We start from the raw sequence: 18,831 nt of genomic DNA on the forward strand, positions 1-18,831 counted from the left end.
AGTCTAACCGTGGACATTCTGAAGCGCTTCAGTCACGCTGGGGACCATGCAGGACCGGGCCGCCGTCTTCACCGTGTTCGCGCTCAACGGCCTCGCGCTGGGTTCGTGGGCCTCGCGCACACCCGCGCTGTCCGCGCAGGTGCACGCCTCGCCGGGCGTGTTCGGCCTGGCGCTGCTCGGCGCCAGCGCGGGGATGCTCGCCGCCGCCTCGGTGTCCGGACGGCTGATCGAGCGGGCGGGCGCGCGGGCGGTCGTCGCCGGGAGCACCGCGATGGCGGCCGCCTCGCTGGTACTGGTCGGCTTCGCGCCGACCGTCCCGCTGCTGGCCGGCGCGCTGCTGGTGATCGGCGCGAGCGTCGGGATGCTCGACGTCGCCATGAACGTCGCCGGGGTGGCGGTCGAACGCCGGCTCGGCAGGCCGGTGATGTCGGTCTTCCACGCGGGGTTCAGCTTCGGCGCGCTCGCCGGTTCGCTGGCCGCGGGCCTCGCCGCCGGGCACGGCTGGTCCCCGGCACGCCACCTCACCGTGGCCGCCGTCGTCGCCGTCGCGGTCCTGCTGTTCATCGTCCGCGCGGTCCCGGGCACCCGGCCCGAGCCCACCGGAACGCCCGTCGCCACGCCGAGCCGCGCGCCGATCCGCCGTCCGGTGCTGTGGCTGCTCGCCGCGGTCGCGCTGTGCTCGGCCATCGCCGAGGGCGCGTCCTCGGACTGGTCCGCCCTGCTGATGACCGTCGAACGCGGCGTCGGCCAGGGTGCCGCGGCGCTGGCGTTCGCCGGGTTCCAGCTGGTCATGGCGCTGGCCCGGCTGGCGGGGCCGGTGGCGCAACGCCGGTTCGGCCCGACCCGCTGTCTCGCCGCGGGCGCCGCACTGGCCGCGGCCGGCCTGCTCGCCGCGGCCGCGATCCCGGTCGCCGCCGCGGGCTACCTCGGCTTCGCACTGGCCGGCGCCGGCCTCGCGGCGTCGTTCCCGCTCGCCCTCAGCCTCGCGGGGGACGCGGGTCGTCGCGGCGACGGCACCGGTGGCGAGCGCGAGATCGGCTTCGTCACGGCCATCGCCTACACCGGGTTCCTCGGTGGTCCGCCGATCGTCGGCGGCATCGCCCAGGTGGCCGGCTACGACGTCGCGTTCGGCTTCGCCGCGTTCGTCGCGGCGCTGATCCTGCCCGCCGCCGTCGCCGCCCGGCGATCGCGACGGCGCGAGGAAGCGGACGCGATGATCGGCCGGTAGCCGTTCCGGGCACGAAATCCGTGCCTCGACGGCCGTTTCCGCCACGGCGAGGGCGTTGACAGTCTCCTGGTGCGCGAGGCAAGCTGAACCCCGTCGGTAAACTGAAATGAATACGGCGACGTTTCAATTTCAGGTCGGCTGATCAAGGTAGGGGCCTTGGTCCGGGGAGGACGTCGTGAGGGTTGTGCTGCTCGGCGGAGCGGGGGCGCTCGCCGGCGGAAGCGGGCGGTTCGGCGGGACCGGCCTGACGCTCGTGCAGGACGCCGTGCCGCGGCTCGTGCTGGTGCCGGTCGCGTTCCGGCTCGCGCTGTTCCTGCAGGCGGTGTGGGCAGGCGGTCCGCTCAGTGCCCCGGTGCTCTGGCTCGCGGTCGTCCTCTACCTGGTGCCCAACCTCCTCGAGGTGAGCTGGGTCTTCCGCCGGACCACCGGCATCCGGCCGGTGCTGGCCGCCGACACCGCGTACACGCTCATCACGAGCTTCGCCGCGGCCGTGTTCGCGGCCCGGTCGTCCGAGCTGCTGACCCTGGCCTGGCCGAACATCATGGGCACCGTCATGGTTTGGACCCTGCTGCGCGGGGCGCCGGCCGGGGCGGTCGCGATCGCCGGTGCCGTGCTCCTGCGGTACGGCATGGCCGCGGTGTCCGGCACGTCCGCGCCCGCGACGTGGATCCTGCTCGCCCTGGTCGCGGCGGCCGTGACCGCGCTGGCGATCGTGCTGCTCGTGGCCGGCGCGATGCGGTTCGCCCTCGGGCTCGGCGAACAGCGCGGCCGGGCCGCCGAACGGGAGCGGCACCGCCGGGACGTCCACGACACCGTGCTGCAGGTGATGGAATCCCTCGCCCTGCCGGCGCCCGGCGACACGCTCGACCCGCGGGGCAGCCTCGACCAGGTCCGCCGCACCGCCCGGGCGCACGCCCTGCGGCTGCGGCTCAGCCTCGACGGCGACGCGCCCGCCGAGCCGGGCGGGCTCGAACACCGCCTCGGCGCACTCGCCGTCGAGATGACGGCCGAGGGGCTGCGCGTCGACCTGGTCGTGCTCGCGAAGCCCACCGACGTCCCCGAAGCAGTCGTCAACGCCCTTCACGACGCAACGCGCGAAGCGCTGCGAAACACGTTGAAGCACGCGAGGACCGCGAAGGCCGTGGTGTGTCTCGAAGCCCGCGAAGGCACCGTCACGGTGTCCGTGCGCGACCACGGGACCGGCTTCGACCTCGGCGCCCGCCGCGCCGGGTTCGGCATCGAGAACTCGATCCACGCGCGGCTGGCCGAGATCGACGGCGCCGCGCGCATCGACTCGGCGCCCGGCCAGGGCACCCGCGTCGTGCTGACCGCGCCGTTAGAGCTGCGTTTCCCCGTCGGGTGAGTCGCGCCACTGCGCGAAGGGCCGGTCGAGCGTCCACTTGCCGTCGGACTCGGTGAGGACGCGGTGTTCGCAGGTCGCGGGGTTGGACAGGGACTCGAACAGCTCGATGCTCCAGCCGAAGAGCCGGCGGCACAGCAGCCGCAGCGTGAGCCCGTGCGAGACGATCAGCACGGTCTCGGGGTGAGCTTCGTCGCGCTGCCGCAGGTCCGACAGGAACGCCGCGACGCGGTCGTCGACGTCCGCGCCCGACTCGCCGAACGGCAGCCGGTAGAAGAAGTGCCCGAACTCGTTGCGCCGCGCCTTCTGGACCTCCTGGTCGGCCGGGTCCTGCAGGTTGCCCCAGTCCTGCTCGCGCAGCCGCGGCTCCTGGACCAGCCGCTCGCACGAGGCTTCGATGTCCAGCAGCCGCAACGTCTCCCGCGTGCGCAGGTACGGGCTGACGTACACCGCGGGCCGCTCGCCGTCGAGCAGCCGCGTGATCTCCGGCGCCACCGCCGCGGCCTCCCGCCGTCCCTTGGCGGTCAGCGGCAGCGCGTGGTCGGGGATCCGCGTGTAGGCGAGTTCGTCGACGTTGCCGAGCGACTCGGCGTGCCGGAGAAGGATCAGCTTCACGGCGCCATCCTGCCCGTCACGCGGGCCTGACGGGGGCGGGGCATACCCTCAGGGGCGTGTCCAGCGAGCCCGTGACGAAACCCGAGGTCCCCACGCAGCGCCGGGCGAGCGTGCTGCCCCTGCTCTCGGTCGGGGTGCTGCTGGCCGCCGTGGTCGCGATCGGCCTGATCGCGCTGACCGGCGGGGCGGGCTACGCCATCGCGGGCCTGCCCGACCCGGGGCTGGTCACCAAGTACGGCATCACCGTCATGCGGGTGCTCTCCGAAGCGGCGTCGACGATCTGCGTCGGCTCGCTGCTGCTGGCCGCCTTCCTCGTGCCGCCGCAGAAGTCCGGGACACTCGGTCCCGACGGCTACGGCGCCCTGCGCGCGGCCGGGATCGCCGCCTGGGTGTGGTTCGGCGCGGCCCTGCTTTCGGTCGCCTTCACCGCCGCCGACACCGCCGGGAAGCCGTTCGGCGACGTCCTGGACCCGCAGACGCTGCTCGACCTCGTCGGCGCCATCGAACAGCCGAAGGCGTGGCTCTGGACGGCCCTGATCGCGATCCTCGTCGCGCTCGGCTGCCGGCTCGCGCTGTCCTGGGGCTGGACGGCGGTGCTGTTCTTCCTCGCCGTCGGCGGCCTGGTCCCGGTCGCGGTCACCGGCCACTCGGCCAGCGGCGGCTCGCACGACGTCGCCACCAACAGCCTGCTGTTCCACCTGGTCGCGGCCGCGCTCTGGGTCGGCGGGCTGGTCGCGCTGCTGGCACTGGGCTACCGCCGCGGGACCCACCTGAGCCTGGCCGCGCAGCGGTTCTCGAAGCTGGCGCTGGTCTGCTGGATCGTGATGGCGCTCTCCGGCGCGGTCAACGCGCTGGTCCGGATCGGCCTGAACGACCTGTTCACCACCGACTACGGCCTGCTCGTCGTGGCCAAGACGGTCGCCTTGCTGCTGCTCGGCGTGTTCGGCCACCAGCAGCGCGAAAAGGGCGTCGCGAACCTCGTCGGCGGCAAGGGCGGCGCCCAGCTGCTGCGCCTGGCCGCGGTCGAGATCCTGATCATGTTCGTCACCATCGGCATCGCCTCCGGCCTGGCCAGGACACCGCCGCCGGCCGACGCGATCACCCAGCCGTCGACCACCGAGCTGCTGATCGGCTACGACCTCGACGGCGCGCCGACGGCGTTGCGGCTGCTCTTCGACACCCGCTTCGACCTGGTCTACGGCACGCTGGCGCTGGTGCTCGGCGGCCTGTACCTGGCCGGGGTGCGGCGGCTGCTGCAGCGGGGCGACACCTGGCCGGTCGGCCGCACGGTCGTCTGGATCGCCGGCTGCGTGGTGCTGCTGATCGCGACGTCTTCCGGGGTCGGCCGGTACGCGCCCGCGATGTTCAGCGTCCACATGGGCAACCACATGCTGCTGTCGATGGTGGTGCCGGTGCTGTTCGTGCTCGGCGGGCCGGTGACGCTCGCGTTGCGCGCGCTGCCTGCCGCGGGCAAGGACGCCCCGCCCGGGCCGCGCGAGTGGATCGTCGCCTTCGTGCACTCCCCGGTTTCGCGGTTCCTGACCCACCCCGTCGTCGCGCTGCTGCTGTTCGTCGGGTCGTTCTACGCGCTCTACTTCTCCGGCCTGTTCGACAACGCGTTGCAGTACCACTGGGCGCACCTGGTGATGAACGGGCACTTCCTGCTCGCCGGGTACGTCTTCTACTGGCCGGTGATCGGCGTGGACCCGTCGCCGCGGCGGATCCCGTACCTCGGCCGGCTCGGGATGATGTTCGCCGCGATGCCGTTCCACGCGTTCTTCGGCGTGATCCTGATGAGCAAGCAGACCGTCATCGGCCAGGCCTTCTACAGCCAGCTGCACCTGCCGTGGGTCCCCGATCTGCTCACCGACCAGCGGCTCGGCGGCGGCATCGCCTGGGCCGCCGGCGAGGTCCCGGTGCTGCTCGTGCTGGTCGCGCTGCTGGTGCAGTGGGCGCGCCAGGACGAGCGCGAGGCGAAGCGGCGTGACCGGCGCGAAGCGGCCACCGGCGACGAAGAACTGAACGCCTACAACGCGATGCTGAAGAACCTCGCCGAGGGCAACCGACCCTCGGGTTCCAGTTGAGGTTGAGGTCGGTTCCGGACGCCGGAAACAGCGCTTCCGGTGATCCCGGGCTGACATTCGGTAGTCCGGTGGTGACCGGCGTCGAGCCGCGATCACGTGCGCTCTACGATCGTGGGTATGGCCGAGTTCATCTACACCATGAAGAAGGTGCGCAAGACCGTCGGGGACAAGGTCATCCTCGACGACGTCAGCACCGCGTTCTACCCCGGCGCCAAGATCGGCGTGGTCGGGCCGAACGGTGCCGGTAAGTCCACCGTTCTCAAGATCATGGCGGGGATCGAGCAGGCCAGCAACGGCGAAGCGTTCCTCCAGCCCGGTGCGAGCGTCGGCATCCTCATGCAGGAGCCGGAGCTCAACGAGGAGAAGACCGTCCGGCAGAACGTCGAGGAGGGTCTCGGCGAGGTCAAGGTCAAGCTCGACCGGTACAACGAGGTCCTCAAGCTCATGGAGACCGAGTACACCGAAGAGCTGATGGAGGAGATGGGGCAGCTCCAGGAGGAGCTGGACCACGCCGACGCCTGGGAGCTCGACTCGACCGTCGAGCAGGCCATGGACGCGCTGCGCTGCCCGCCGCCGGACGAAGGCGTCTCCCACCTCTCCGGTGGTGAGCGCCGCCGGGTCGCGCTGTGCAAGCTGCTGCTGTCGGCGCCCGACCTGCTGCTGCTCGACGAGCCCACCAACCACCTGGACGCCGAGAGTGTCCTGTGGCTGGAGCAGTTCCTGGCCCGCTACGCCGGCGCTGTCCTCGCCGTCACCCACGACCGGTACTTCCTGGACAACGTGGCCCAGTGGATCATGGAGCTGGACCGCGGCCGCGTCGTCGGCTACGAGGGCAACTACTCGACGTACCTGGAGAAGAAGCGCGAGCGCCTCGAGGTCCAGGGCAAGAAGGACGCGAAGCTCGCGAAGCGGCTGAAGACCGAGCTCGAGTGGGTCCGGTCCAACGCCAAGGCGCGCCAGACCAAGTCGCGCTCGCGCCTCGACCGCTACGAGGAGATGGCGGCGGAGGCGGACAAGCACCGCAAGCTCGACTTCGAAGAGATCCAGATCCCGCCGGGCCCGCGACTGGGCAGCGTCGTGGTCGAGGTCGAGAAGCTGCAGAAGGGCTTCGACGGCCGCGTCCTCATCGACGGCCTGTCGTTCAACCTGCCGCGCAACGGCATCGTCGGCGTGATCGGCCCGAACGGCGTCGGCAAGACCACGCTGTTCAAGACGATCGTCGGGCTCGAGGAGCCGGACAACGGCGTCGTCAAGATCGGCGAGACGGTCAAACTGTCCTATGTGGACCAGAACCGCGGCGGGATCGACCCGAAGAAGACCGTCTGGCAGGTCGTTTCCGACGAACTGGACTACATCCACGTCGGGCAGACCGAAATGCCGTCGCGCGCGTACGTCAGCGCGTTCGGCTTCAAGGGCCCGGACCAGCAGAAGCCGGCGGGCGTGCTCTCCGGCGGTGAGCGCAACCGGCTCAACCTGGCGCTGACGCTCAAGCAGGGCGGGAACCTGATCCTGCTCGACGAGCCGACCAACGACCTGGACGTCGAGACGCTGGGCTCGCTGGAGAACGCGCTGGAGCAGTTCCCCGGCTGCGCCGTCGTGATCTCCCACGACCGGTGGTTCCTCGACCGGGTCGCGACGCACATCCTGGCCTGGGAAGGCACGGACGAAGACCCGGCCAAGTGGTTCTGGTTCGAGGGCAACTTCGAAGGGTACGAGAAGAACAAGGTGGAGCGGATGGGCGCCGAGGCTGCCCGCCCGCACCGTGTCACCCACCGCAAACTGACCCGCGACTGAGGGGGCGGGTTTCCCCGTGGAAGCCAGCAAAGCGCACCGGACGGGCCCGTCCTCCCGAGTAGTGGAGGGCGGGCGCTCCGCCAATGCCGGGGGAACCCTCTCCGCAGTCGGCCGGTTGATCGAGCGGGCGGACGCCCTGCACCTGCGGGCGCCCGAGCTCGCCCTGGTCCTCGGCGAGCGAGCGGCCGCCCTGTCGGAGGCGGCCGGTGCCGACGAGCAGTGGATCCGGGCGGAGAGCCTGGTCGTGTCGTCGCGCGTCCGGCTCGGCGACCGGCCGGGCACGGTCGGGCGCGCGGTCGCGGCCCTGCGCGCGGCCGAGCACGCCGGGTACGGCGACATCGCCGCGCGGCTGCGCATCGACCTCGCGGTGTGCGCCCGCAGCCTGGGCGTGCCGCTGACCGGCCTCGCCGCGCTGCGGCCGGTGCTGACCGATCCGGTCGTCTCACCGGTGCACCGCGCGGCCGCGCTGTGCCACCTGGTGGGCTGCCTCGGCCAGCTCGGGCGCAAGTCGGAGCTGGACCGCGTGCTCGTCGAGGCGGACAAGCTCGTCGTCGGCGACGACTCGCTGGGTGCGGACACCCAGCTGCTGGTGCGAGCGCTGCTGCGCGTCGGCACGGCGGCCCACCGCCGCCGCCACGGCGACCTGACGGCGGCGGCCGACGCGGCCCGGACCGGCCTGGGATTCCTGGAGAAGCTCGACAACCCGGCCGACGACGGCGGTCTCGTCCGCATCCGGCTGGTGCTGCTGCTGGTGAGCACGCTGCTGGACCGCGGCGACACGGAAATGGCGTACGAAATCGCCGAGCCGGTGCTGGCCGAGCCGGTCCGGGCGGCGGGCGTGGCGCCGATGGGCTGGCTGCGGCTGGCCGTCGCAACCCGGGTCCACCTGCCGGCGGGCGCGGGCGAAGCGGCGACCGAGCTGGTCCGCGAAGCGGTGGCGAGCACCGACCGGCACGGGCTGCCGGCGATCACGGCGCGCCTGTGGTTGGAGCTGGCCCAGCTGGAGGAGCGGTTCGGCCAGGCCGAGGAGGCCATCGCGTGCCTGTACCGCTCACGCGCGGCGGAGCAGCTGCACGCCCGGGCCCGGCGGCAGGCGTGCAGCGTGCTGGCCGGCGAGTTCGGGACCGGGGAACCGGCGTCGGTCGACCTGGACGAAGTGCTGAAGGCGGTGCCGTCGCGGCCGGTCCCGGCGGTGCCCGCGCCGGTTTCGGTGCCGGCGGTGCCGCAGCCGGAATCGGCACCGGCATGGTCGTTCGGCCGCGAGGAGCCACCGTCACGGCCCGAGCCCCGGCAGCCGGCGCCGGCGTGGTCGTTCGAACGTCCGCGGGTGACGGCGGACGTGGCCGAGACGACGTTGATGCCGGCGATCCGTGACGAAGGGCCGCCTGCGGTCCGGGTCCGCCCGGAACCGGTGGTGGTGGAGCGGCGGCCGGAGTTGCAGGCGGGGGCTGCTGAGCCGCAGCCGGCTGGGCCGGAGCACCGGTCGGAGGTCGAGTCGCGGCCGGCGGTGGAGTCGCGGTCGGATGTGAGCGGGTCGCGGCCGGTGCCGGAGTACCGTTCGGCGGCTGAGCCGCGATCGGCGGTGGTGGAGTCGCGGTCCGATACTGCCGGGTCGCGGGCCGTGCGGGAGCCGGAGTACCAGGCCAGGTCCGCTGAGCCGCGTCCGGCTCGGAAGCCGGAGTACCGGGCCGAGTCCGCTGACGTGCGCGAGCCGGAGTACCAGGCCAAGTCCGCTGAGCCGCGTCCGGCTCGGGAGCCGGAGTATCGGGCCGAGTCCGCTGAGTCGCGTCCGGCTCGGGAGCCGGGCTACCGGGCCGAGTCCGCCGAGCCGCGGCCGGTGCGAGAGCCCGCTGAGCGGCGGGCGAGCGAGCCCGGCCACCGGTCCGACGTTGCCGAAACGCAGCCGGAGCCGGCGCCGAGCGCCGACAGCGGCAAGACAAAGTTCTCCTGGGCCGCACTGGCCGAGGCTCGGCTGCGGGAGACCGCCGCCGAACGGGAGTCGGCGCCCACGCGCGTCACCCCGGCTCTGCCGCTCGCGCCCGCGCCCGCCGCCGAGCGGGAACCGTACGAACGGCCGCGGGAACCGCAGCCGTCCACGCGGCACGATGCCGAGCACGGGTCGGTGGCCGCGCGGTCGGTGCTCGACCGGCTGGGCATCTCCGCCGCCGGGGGCGCGGGCGGCCGCCGCCGGGCGGAAGACGCCGACAGTCCCCGCCCCGCGGAACCGGCCCGGCCCGAGCCCGGACTGGCGCCGCCACCGCGGCCGGAGGACGAACCGCCGTCGGTCCCGGACTACCGCGACGAAGCCGAGCCCTGGCTGCCGCGGCTGCGGATGCCCCCGTCGCTGGAGCCGATGGAGGACTTCGGCCACTGGACGCCGGCGACGGCCCCGTTCCCGGAGAGCTACGCCCGCGCGATCGCCGAAGACGAGCCGCCCCCGGACGCGGGGCTCGCGGACCTCCTCGCGCGCGCACTGGCCGAGCACCAAGCGGGCACGGCCAGCGCGGCCGCGCTGGTCAAGCAGCTGGGTTCCCAGGACACGGGCCGCCGCAACGGTCACGGCCGCAACGGCCACGGCGCCGAGGTATCGGACTCCCGCGGCCACCGTTCCCGCGACTGAACCACGGGGCCATCGTTCCCGCGGCTGCCCCATGGGGCCGCGGTTCGGGCGGCGGCCTCACCGAAGCCGAAGCCCGGCCGCTGGGGGCGCCCCGTTTTCCACGCTACCGGAGACCACCGACAGTTTTGCCGTGCCCGCGACCGGCGCCCCGCGAGCCGCGACCGGCGACCCGCGACCCCCACCGGCACCCGATCGCCGAGACACCCCCATCGATCGCCGAGTGAATCCAGTGGCATCCCTCGCACTCCACCGTCGCCGACCGGCCGACAGCGTTCGCCGAACGGCGCCGGGCCCGATCAACTGAACCGATCACGACGCCCCCCACGTCCGGTAACGCCTCCAAAGCGCGGCTGGTCAGCGCCGCGCGCACGCTTCGAACGCAACCCGTCAGTAGCTTGACCGATCACGCGAATCCGCTGTCCCGGAAGGGTTTCCGGGCCCCGGCGAACCCCTGGGTCTTCATGTGATCCGGGATCGCGGCGCATTAGTGTGGGGTGCGCCGGCTCAACGCCGAACCGGCGCGGTGCCACCTCACGCAAACTGGAGAGTTGCCTCAAATGAGCTCGACCGGAGTCTCGTCCCTACCCGGAACCGGAGCCGACGCCGAACCCGAATTCGGCCAGCGCTCCCCGGCCAGCCCGGAGCAGATCAGGGACGACCTGATCGACGCCGCCGCCGGGCTGGCGCCGGAGATCGGTGAGCTCATCCGGCTCTACTACCGGCACATCCCGCCCGAAGAAATCGTCGGCGACGAGCCCGTCAACCTGGTCGGCGCCGTCCGGTCGCACCTGCAGCTGGCCAAGTCGCGGATGCCCGGCCGCCCGGCCGTGCGGCTGCTGAACCCCACCGTCGCCGAAGACGGGTGGGCGCGCGAAGCCACCGTGGTACAGGTCGTCACCGATGACATGCCGTACCTCGTCGACTCGATCGCCGCCGAGTTCGCCCGTGACGGCGTCCAGGTGCAGCGGATTGTTCACCCGATCGTGGTGGTCAGCCGGGACCTCACCGGCGAGCTCCTCGAAGTCCACCCCGAAGCGGACCCGGCCGAGCCGCCCGCGAACTCGGCCGCCGAGTCGTGGATGTACGTCGAGATCGACTTCGTCACCGACCGCAACCGCGCCCGCGAACTCGACAACCGGCTCTCCAGCGTCCTGGGTGACGTCCGCGAGGTCGTCGAGGACGCCGAGAAGATGGCCCAGACCGCCTGCCAGCTCGCGAGCGAGCTGGAAACAGAACCGCCGCGGCTGCCCGAGGACGAGGTCGCCGAGGGCGCCCGCCTGCTGCGCTGGCTGGCCGACGGCCACTTCACCTTCCTCGGCTACCGCCGCTACGAGCTGGTCGACCACCCGGACGCCGACGCCCCGGCCCTGCGCGCGGTCCTGGCCTCCGGCCTCGGCGTGCTGCGCCAGGACAGCCTCGCCGCCCGCGGCCTCACCGCAGGCCCGGACACCGCCGCGTCCGCGCTCGCGCCGTCGCTGCTGGTGCTGACCCAGGCGAGCGCGCCCTCGACCGTGCACCGGCCGGTCTACCCGTACTACGTCGGCGTGAAGACCTTCGACGCCGAGGGCAACGTCACCGGCGAACACCGCTTCCTCGGCATGTTCACCACCACCGCGCTGCACGAGAACGTCCTCGACATCCCGGTCGTCTGCAAGCGGGTCCGCGAGGTCATCCACCGCGCGGGCTTCCCGATCGAGTCGTTCTCCGGCCAGCGGATGCTGGAAATCCTGCAGAACTGGCCGCGCGCCGACCTGTTCTCCGCCGACAGCGACTCGCTGTACTCGACGACGACCGGCGCGATCACCCTCGCCGACCGCCGCCGGCTGCGGCTGTTCCTGCGCCGTGACCCCTACGGCCGCTTCTACTCCTGCCTGGTCTACCTCCCGCGCGACCGCTACACCACGCGCTCGCGGCTGGCGATGCAGGAAGTCCTGCTCGAAGAGCTCGAAGGCACCCAGCTCGAATACAGCGCGCGGATCGGCGAGACCGTCCTGGCGCAGGTGCACTTCGTCGTGCACACCGACCCGGCGCGCCGCCTGGAACCGGACACGCTCAAGATCCAGGACCGGCTGAACGACGCCGTCCGCACCTGGGACGACCGGATGGTCGAGGCGGTCCTCGACGAACGCCGGGAGCGCGCCGACGGCGGCGTCGCGGTCGGGATCGTCGGCGAAGAGTCGGCCACCGAGCAGGGCCAGCGCTTCGCCATGGTCTTCCCCGAGGGCTACAAGGAGGACTTCACCGCCGAAGAGGCCCTCGGTGACCTCCGCTCGCTGGACTCGCTCACCGACGAAGGCGACCTCGCGCTGTCGTTCTACCGGCCCGCCGACGCCGCCCCTGGCGAACGGCGCTTCAAGCTCTACCTGCGCGGCGAGGGCGTCACCCTGTCGAAGGTGCTCCCGGTGCTGCAGGCCATGGGTGTCGAGGTGGTCGACGAGCGGCCGTACGAGCTGCACCGCGAGGACGGCGGCGCGTGCTGGATCTACGACTTCGGCCTCCGCGTCGACCAGAAGATGCTCGACGAGTCCGACGAGCACGCCGTCGAGGAACTGCGCGGCCGCTTCCAGGACGCCTTCGAGGCCGCGTGGCGCGGGGACGCCGAGGTCGACGGCCTCAACGGGCTCGTCCTGCGCGCCGGGCTCAGCTGGCGCCAGGCCGCCGTGCTGCGCGCGTACTCGCGGTACCTGCGCCAGGCCGGCAGCGCGTTCTCCCAGGACTACATCCAGAACACGCTGCTGAACCACACCCAGGTCGCGACCAAGCTGCTGCGGCTGTTCGAGGCCCGGTTCGACCCGAAGCTCGCCGACGCCGACCGCGAAGCCGCCACGGAGGCGCTGGCCGCCGAGCTGAACGCGATGATCGACGAGGTCACCAGCCTCGACGAGGACCGGATCCTGCGCCGCCTGATGGCCGTCATCCAGGCCACCCTGCGGACGAACTACCACGTCATGGGCACCGACGGGCGGCCGCGGACGTTCCTGGCCATCAAGCTCGACCCGGCCGGCGTGCCCGACCTGCCCGAGCCGCGGCCGAAGTTCGAGATCTTCGTGTACTCGCCGCGCGTCGAGGGCGTGCACCTGCGCTTCGGCGAGGTCGCGCGCGGTGGCCTGCGCTGGTCGGACCGCCGCGAGGACTTCCGCACCGAAATCCTCGGCCTGGTCAAGGCGCAGGCGGTGAAGAACGCGGTGATCGTGCCAGTCGGCGCGAAGGGCGGCTTCGTCGTGAAGCGCCCGCCGGCGCCGAGCGGCGACGCGAGCATCGACCGCGACGCCCAGCTCAACGAGGGCATCGCCTGCTACCGCATGTTCATCTCCGGCCTGCTCGACCTGACCGACAACCGGATCGAGGGCAAGACCGTCCCCGCGCCCGGCGTCGTCCGGCACGACGCCGACGACTCCTACCTGGTCGTCGCGGCCGACAAGGGCACCGCGAAGTTCTCCGACATCGCGAACGAGGTGTCCGCGCAGTACGGCTTCTGGCTGGGCGACGCGTTCGCCTCCGGCGGCTCGGTCGGCTACGACCACAAGGCCATGGGCATCACGGCCAAGGGTGCCTGGGAGAGCGTCAAGCGGCACTTCCGCGAGCTGGGCAAGGACACCCAGACCGAGGACTTCACCGTGGTCGGCATCGGCGACATGATGGGTGACGTCTTCGGCAACGGCATGCTGCTGTCCGAGCACATCCGCCTGGTCGCGGCCTTCAACCACATGCACGTCTTCCTCGACCCGAACCCGGACGCGGCGACGTCGTACGCCGAGCGCCGCCGCCTGTTCGACCTGCCGCGCAGCTCGTGGGACGACTACGACCGCTCGCTGATCAGCGAAGGCGGCGGGATCTACCCGCGCACGGCGAAGTCGATCCCGATCAGCCCGCAGGTCCACGCGGCCCTCGGCCTCGAAGAGGGGGTCACGGCGCTGGCGCCGATGGACCTGATCCAGGCGATCCTGCTGGCGCCGGTCGAGCTGCTGTGGAACGGCGGCATCGGCACCTACGTCAAGGCGGAGACCGAAAGCCACCTGGCGGCCGGGGACAAGGCCAACGACGCCATCCGCGTCGACGGCAAGCAGCTGCGCGTCAAGGTGTTCGGCGAGGGCGGCAACCTCGGCCTGACCCAGCTGGGCCGGATCGAGTTCGCCCGGAACGGCGGCAAGATCAACACCGACGCGCTCGACAACTCGGCCGGCGTCGACTGCTCCGACCACGAGGTCAACATCAAGATCCTGCTCGACCACCTGGTCCAGACCGGCAAGCTGGAGCGCGGCCAGCGCAACGAGCTGCTGGAGGAGATGACCGACGAGGTCGGCGCGCTGGTGCTCAAGGACAACTACCGGCAGAACGCCGTCCTCGGCGTCAGCCGGGCGCACGCCGCGCCGATGGTCTCGGTGCACGCGCGGCAGGTCCAGGCGCTGGTGTCCGCGGGTGCCTTCGACCGCAAGCTCGAAGCGCTGCCGAGCAACTCGGAGTTCCGCGAGCTGGAGAAGGCGGGCAAGGGCCTCACCTCGCCGGAGCTGGCGACCCTGCTGGCCCACGTCAAGCTGGAGCTCAAGGACGAGCTGCTGGCCAGCGACCTGCCCGACTCGCAGGTCTTCGCCGGCCGGCTGCCCGAGTACTTCCCGAAGCCGCTGCGCGAACGGTTCGCCGGCGCCATCGGCGAACACCCGCTGCGCCGCCAGATCATCACCACGATGATCGCCAACGAGGTGGTCGACGGCGGCGGCATCTCGTTCGTCTACCGGCTGATGGAGGAGATGAACGCGACCGCGACGGACGCCGTGCGCGCGTACGCGGTGGTGACGCGCGTGTTCGACCTCCCCGCGCTGTGGAAGGAGATCGACGCGCTCGACAACGTCGTGCACACCGACGTCGCCGACGCGATGGTGCTGGAGACGCGCCGGCTGCTCGACCGGGCCGCGCGGTGGTTCCTCACCAACCGGCCGCAGCCGTTGGCGCCGCTGTCGGAGATCAAGCGCTTCGGCCGGGTGCTCAACGAACTGGTCCCGAAGATCGGCGACCTGCTCCGCGGCCACGAAGCGGAGTCGGTGCAGAAGCACGTCGACGAGCTGATCGCCGCGGACGTGCCCGAGGGCCTGGCCCGCCGGGTGTCGCTGCTGCTGCACACCTACGGCCTGCTCGACGTCACCGAGGTGGCCGAGCTCGCCGAGCAGCAGATCGGCGTGGACGCCACGCACAGCCCGGCGGAGACGGCGGAGTTGTACTACGCGCTCTCGGCGCACCTGGACATCGACTCGATGCTCACCGAGATCAGCAAGCTCGAACGCGGCAACCGCTGGCACGCGCTCGCCCGGCTTTCGCTGCGCGACGACGTCTACGGCTCGCTGCGGGCGATCACGCTGGACGCGCTGCGGCACAGCGACCCCGGCTCGTCCGGCGACGCCAAGATCGCCCAGTGGGAAAAGACGAACGCGTCCCGGCTGCAGCGGGCGCGCGTCGCGCTCGACGAGATCACCAAGTCCGGCCGGCTCGACCTGGCGACGCTGTCGGTTGCCGCGCGCCAGATCCGGAGCACGGTCCGGTGACTTACGTTTCGCACGTCCGCCCGCGCTGGACGGACATGGACGTCTACGGCCACATCAACCACGCGAAGCTGGTGACGCTGCTCGAAGAGGCCCGCATCCCGCTGCTGTTCGAAAAGGCCGTCGAGGCCGGGCTCGACCAGCTGCCGAAGGGCATCGTCGTGGTGCGCCTCGAAGTGGCCTACAAGGCGCCGATCGTGGTGTCCGGGCAGCAGCTGCGGGTGGACATCGACCTGACGCAGCTGCGCGCGGCGAGCTTCACGCTCGCCTACCGCGTGCACGGCGGGCCGTCCCCGGACGACCCGGTGGCGGTCACGGCGGAGACAGTGCTGGCGCCGTACGACACCGTCGAGCTGCGGCCGCGTAGGCTCACCCCGGCCGAATCGGAGTTTCTGAAGCAGGGGTTCGCGGATGCCTGAGTTGTTCGTGCCGGACGCGGCCGACCGGGAGACCCTCGGCGCGTTCGTCGCCCGCGCGGTCCGGCTGGACGGCCAGACGGCCGTCCGGCTGCGGCAGCGCGGCGACGGCGTGGTCGAGGCCTGGACGTCGACGCCGTTCGAGTGCCTGGCCACCCGCGCGGTGGCCGGGGACGTCACCCCGGGCGACGTCACGGTGTCGGGCAACGAGCTGCTGGCGGCGCTGACCGTGGCGGGCGCGCCCCGGATGGACCCGGGCCCGGCCCGCGACCTGCTCTGGCACGGCGAGCTGCCGCCGTCCGGCCGCTGGCCGCTGGTCGACGAGCTGCCCGCGCGGGTGGTGTCCGAGCTGGCCGACCGCGGCGTGACGCTGGCCAGGGACAACGCGGGCCCGCACGGCACGCCGCCGTCGTCGCTGATGGACCAGGCGGTGCTGACGGTGACCGGCGGCTCGGTCGAGGTCAAGGTCCAGATGCGGTGCCTGTTCGCGATGTCCGGCATGGGGTTCGTGGACTCGGACGTGGAAGGCGACGTCGTCCGCGTGACGGCGACGGACTCGTGGCTGCGCCTGGACGCCCGCTACGGCGCGATCGTCCGGCGCCGGCACGCGCTGCTGCCGCTGCTGTTCTGACGGAGTTCTTACGGCGGCCACCGTTCCGCCCGGGGCGGTGGCACCCTGGAGGCATGACCCCGGACGACGATCCGACGGCGGACTTCCTCGACGACGTACGCGCCGAGGAGACCCCGTGGCGGCGTGACCGTCCGGCGGGCGAGCGGGCGCCGGAGCGCGCCGATAGACCTGAGAGGTGGGGCCGCACGCGTGCGGCGGGCCGGGCGGCCGCCCAGGCGGCGCCCTACCTCCAGGCCGCGGCCCTGGTGGCGTGGCTGGCGAGCGGCGCCTTCGACGACGGCTCGGGCAACCAGTCCGGCTGAGGATGCCGCCCGCGCCGGGCGGGGCCGGTTCCGTTGAGCGGTGAAGGCGACTGTCGCGAATGACTCATTCGCGACGTGCGAGGTCCCGAATGAGTCATTCGCGACCTCCGGGCTGCCGCAGCTGCGCCGCCCACCCGCCGGGGGCGCCCCCCGGGTCCAGCGTATCGGCGGCGACCGACGGAAAGCCGCGAGCAGGGGCTTCCGACCGGAGTTGTCCACATCGGGCACGTGCTGGGAAAAACCGCCTCAGACCAGCCAGGCGGCCGAATCCGCGGGCAGCTTCCCCTCGACCAGCGGACTGCTCGACAGCAGCACCTCACCAGGCGGCAAGGCGATCGGCGACGCCGACGTGTTCAAAGCGCACACCAGCCCACCCCCGCGCCGCCGGAAGGCGAAACACCCGGCGGGAGCCCCGTACCACTCCAGCTCGTCGCCGCTGAACGCCGGATGCGTCTTCCGCAGCTCGATCGCCTGCCGGTACAGCGACAGCGTCGAGTCCGCGTCCTCGATCTGCTTCTCCACCGTCAACCCCGCCCACGAAGCCGGCATCGGCAGCCACGTGCGCGGGTTGCGCGAGAAACCGAACGGCGGCAGGTCGCCCTCCCACGGCAGCGGGACCCGCGAGACGTCCCGGCCGAACTCGGCGCCGCTCGTCTTCGCGCGCGGGTCGGCCATCTCCGCGGGCGCCAGCTCGACGTTCGCCAGCCCCAGCTCTTCGCCGTTGTACAGGTACACCGCGCCCGGCAGCGCCAGCTCGACCAGCGCCATCGCCCGCGCGCGGCGCACGCCGGTGTCGCCACCGCCGTAGCGGCTCACCTGGCGCCAGACGTCGTGGTTGCCCAGGGTCCAGGTCGCCGGGGCGCCCGTGCGCGCCGGGACGGCCAGGGACCGGTCGATGGCCGTGCGCATGGCGTCGGCGTCGAAGTGGGTCAGCACCAGCCGGAAGTTGAACGCCAGGTGCAGCTCGCCCGGCCGCAGGTAGCGCGACAGGCGCTCCTCGTCGGTCACCCAGATCTCGCCGACCGCCATCGCGTCCGGGAACTCGTCGAGGACCTTGCGGATCATCTGGTGGATCTCGTGGACGCCGTCGTGGTCCCACCGCGGGTCGTAGTAGTGGTTCGGCCCGATCCCGTCCGCGCGCGGGTCCATGTCCGGCAGGCCGGGCGGCTTGGCCATGCCGTGCGCGACGTCGATGCGGAAGCCGTCGACGCCGCGTTCGAGCCAGAACCGCAGCGTGCGTTCGAGGTCGGCGGCCACCTCGGGGTTGGCCCAGTTGAGGTCCGGCTGCTGCGGCGCGAACAGGTGCAGGTACCACTGCCCGTCCGGGACCCGGGTCCAGGCCGGGCCGCCGAAGGCGCTGACCCAGTTGTTCGGCGGGTCTTCGCCCGCCGGGCCGACGCCGTCGCGGAAGATGTAGCGGTCGCGCTCCGGGCTGCCCGGCGCGGCGGCCATCGCCGACTTGAACCAGGCGTGCTGGTTGCTGGTGTGGTTCGGGACCACGTCCACGGTGACCTTGATGTTCCGCTTGTGCGCCTCGGTGAGCAGCACGTCGAAGTCGCCGAGGGTGCCGAACATCGGGTCGACGTCGCGCGGGTCGGCGATGTCGTAGCCGTGGTCGGCCATCGGGGAGCGGTAGAACGGCGTCAGCCACAGCGCGTCGACGCCCAGCAGCTCCAGGTAGCCGAGCCGGGAGTGGATGCCTTCCAGGTCCCCGACGCCGTCACCGTCCGAGTCGGCGAACGAGCGCACGTAGACCTGGTAGAAGACGGCATCGCGCCACCAGGCTGGCTGTCTCATACGAAGCTGTTCATCATGCTGTGCGCCGCCATCTCCAGGTAGGCCCACAGCTGCCCCCGGTACGGTTCCTCGAGGTTCTCCTCGTCGACGGCGATCCGGATGCAGCGCAGCCACGCGTCCCGCTCGATCGGCCCGATCTTGAACGGCGCGTGCCGCATCCGCAGCCGCGGGTGCCCGCGCTGGTCGGAGTAGGTGTGCGGGCCGCCCCAGTACTGGATGAGGAACAGCCGGAACCGCTCCTCGGCCGGCCCGAGGTCCTCCTCGGGGTAGAGCGGGCGGAGGATCTCGTCGCGCGCGACCTCCTCGTAGAACCGCCCGACGATCCGGCGGAACGTCGGTTCGCCGCCGATCGCTTCGTAGAGGTTCGCCGGTTCGCTCACTGCAGCCACGCCTTCCATTTTGCCCTTCGTTCCCGGGTTCCCGACGCCCGGTCCGGTGATGCCGGATGGT

The 18,831-nt window shown here is 72.1% G+C and carries 12 protein-coding genes; 9 read left to right on the forward strand and 3 right to left on the reverse strand.

Annotated elements, in window-relative coordinates; all coding sequences use genetic code 11:
* Window positions 1–46 precede the first annotated feature (46 nt).
* Both OO60_RS08105 and OO60_RS08110 read left to right on the forward strand, forming a co-directional pair.
* Complete coding sequence (locus OO60_RS08105; protein WP_033261130.1) at window positions 47–1,228, forward strand: MFS transporter; 1,182 nt, start codon at window positions 47–49, stop codon at window positions 1,226–1,228.
* A gap of 184 nt (window positions 1,229–1,412) precedes the next feature.
* Complete coding sequence (locus OO60_RS08110) at window positions 1,413–2,591, forward strand: sensor histidine kinase (RefSeq protein ID WP_209441378.1); 1,179 nt, start codon at window positions 1,413–1,415, stop codon at window positions 2,589–2,591.
* On the opposite strand, the gene OO60_RS08115 is transcribed toward OO60_RS08110, so the two are convergent.
* Window positions 2,565–3,203: a phosphoglycerate mutase family protein gene (locus tag OO60_RS08115; protein WP_003099008.1), complete on the reverse strand. Its 639-nt coding sequence runs from the start codon at window positions 3,201–3,203 to the stop codon at window positions 2,565–2,567. The genes OO60_RS08110 and OO60_RS08115 overlap by 27 nt on opposite strands.
* 56 nt (window positions 3,204–3,259) lie before the next feature.
* On the opposite strand from OO60_RS08115, the gene OO60_RS08120 reads away from it, so the two are divergent.
* The 7 genes from OO60_RS08120 (at window position 3,260) to OO60_RS08150 (ending at window position 16,584) form a co-directional block, all read left to right on the forward strand.
* Window positions 3,260–5,287, forward strand: a complete 2,028-nt coding sequence (locus OO60_RS08120) for a bifunctional copper resistance protein CopD/cytochrome c oxidase assembly protein (RefSeq protein WP_051767651.1) — start codon at window positions 3,260–3,262, stop codon at window positions 5,285–5,287.
* Window positions 5,288–5,404: 117 nt separating this feature from the next.
* Window positions 5,405–7,081 (forward strand): energy-dependent translational throttle protein EttA, encoded by a 1,677-nt coding sequence (gene ettA, locus OO60_RS08125; protein ID WP_003098999.1) that lies wholly within the window; start codon window positions 5,405–5,407, stop codon window positions 7,079–7,081.
* A 16-nt stretch (window positions 7,082–7,097) separates the two neighbouring features.
* Window positions 7,098–9,701 (forward strand): hypothetical protein, encoded by a 2,604-nt coding sequence (locus OO60_RS08130; RefSeq protein WP_033261132.1) that lies wholly within the window; start codon window positions 7,098–7,100, stop codon window positions 9,699–9,701.
* A gap of 557 nt (window positions 9,702–10,258) precedes the next feature.
* Entirely contained in the window at window positions 10,259–15,238 is a 4,980-nt protein-coding gene (locus tag OO60_RS08135; protein ID WP_033261133.1) for an NAD-glutamate dehydrogenase, read from the forward strand.
* Window positions 15,235–15,654: an acyl-CoA thioesterase gene (locus tag OO60_RS08140; RefSeq protein ID WP_003069812.1), complete on the forward strand. Its 420-nt coding sequence runs from the start codon at window positions 15,235–15,237 to the stop codon at window positions 15,652–15,654. The genes OO60_RS08135 and OO60_RS08140 overlap by 4 nt, the downstream gene beginning before the upstream one ends.
* On the forward strand, window positions 15,647–16,282 hold the full coding sequence (locus tag OO60_RS08145; protein ID WP_003069815.1) for a DUF8010 domain-containing protein: 636 nt from the start codon (window positions 15,647–15,649) through the stop codon (window positions 16,280–16,282). Before OO60_RS08140 ends, OO60_RS08145 begins: the two co-directional genes overlap by 8 nt.
* A gap of 53 nt (window positions 16,283–16,335) precedes the next feature.
* Entirely contained in the window at window positions 16,336–16,584 is a 249-nt protein-coding gene (locus tag OO60_RS08150; protein ID WP_003069816.1) for a hypothetical protein, read from the forward strand.
* A 246-nt stretch (window positions 16,585–16,830) separates the two neighbouring features.
* Here OO60_RS08150 and OO60_RS08155 read toward each other — a convergent pair whose 3' ends face one another.
* Together OO60_RS08155 and OO60_RS08160 are read right to left on the reverse strand one after the other, a co-directional pair.
* Window positions 16,831–18,381 (reverse strand): glycoside hydrolase family 13 protein, encoded by a 1,551-nt coding sequence (locus OO60_RS08155; protein WP_003069819.1) that lies wholly within the window; start codon window positions 18,379–18,381, stop codon window positions 16,831–16,833.
* The gene (locus OO60_RS08160; RefSeq protein WP_003069822.1) at window positions 18,378–18,761 is read right to left on the reverse strand and encodes a globin; all 384 of its coding nucleotides are present in this window, start codon (window positions 18,759–18,761) and stop codon (window positions 18,378–18,380) included. Before OO60_RS08160 ends, OO60_RS08155 begins: the two co-directional genes overlap by 4 nt.
* Window positions 18,762–18,831 lie beyond the last annotated feature (70 nt).

The organism is Amycolatopsis vancoresmycina, assembly GCF_000716785.1.
In the GTDB taxonomy this organism is placed as follows: Bacteria; Actinomycetota; Actinomycetes; order Mycobacteriales; family Pseudonocardiaceae; genus Amycolatopsis; species Amycolatopsis vancoresmycina.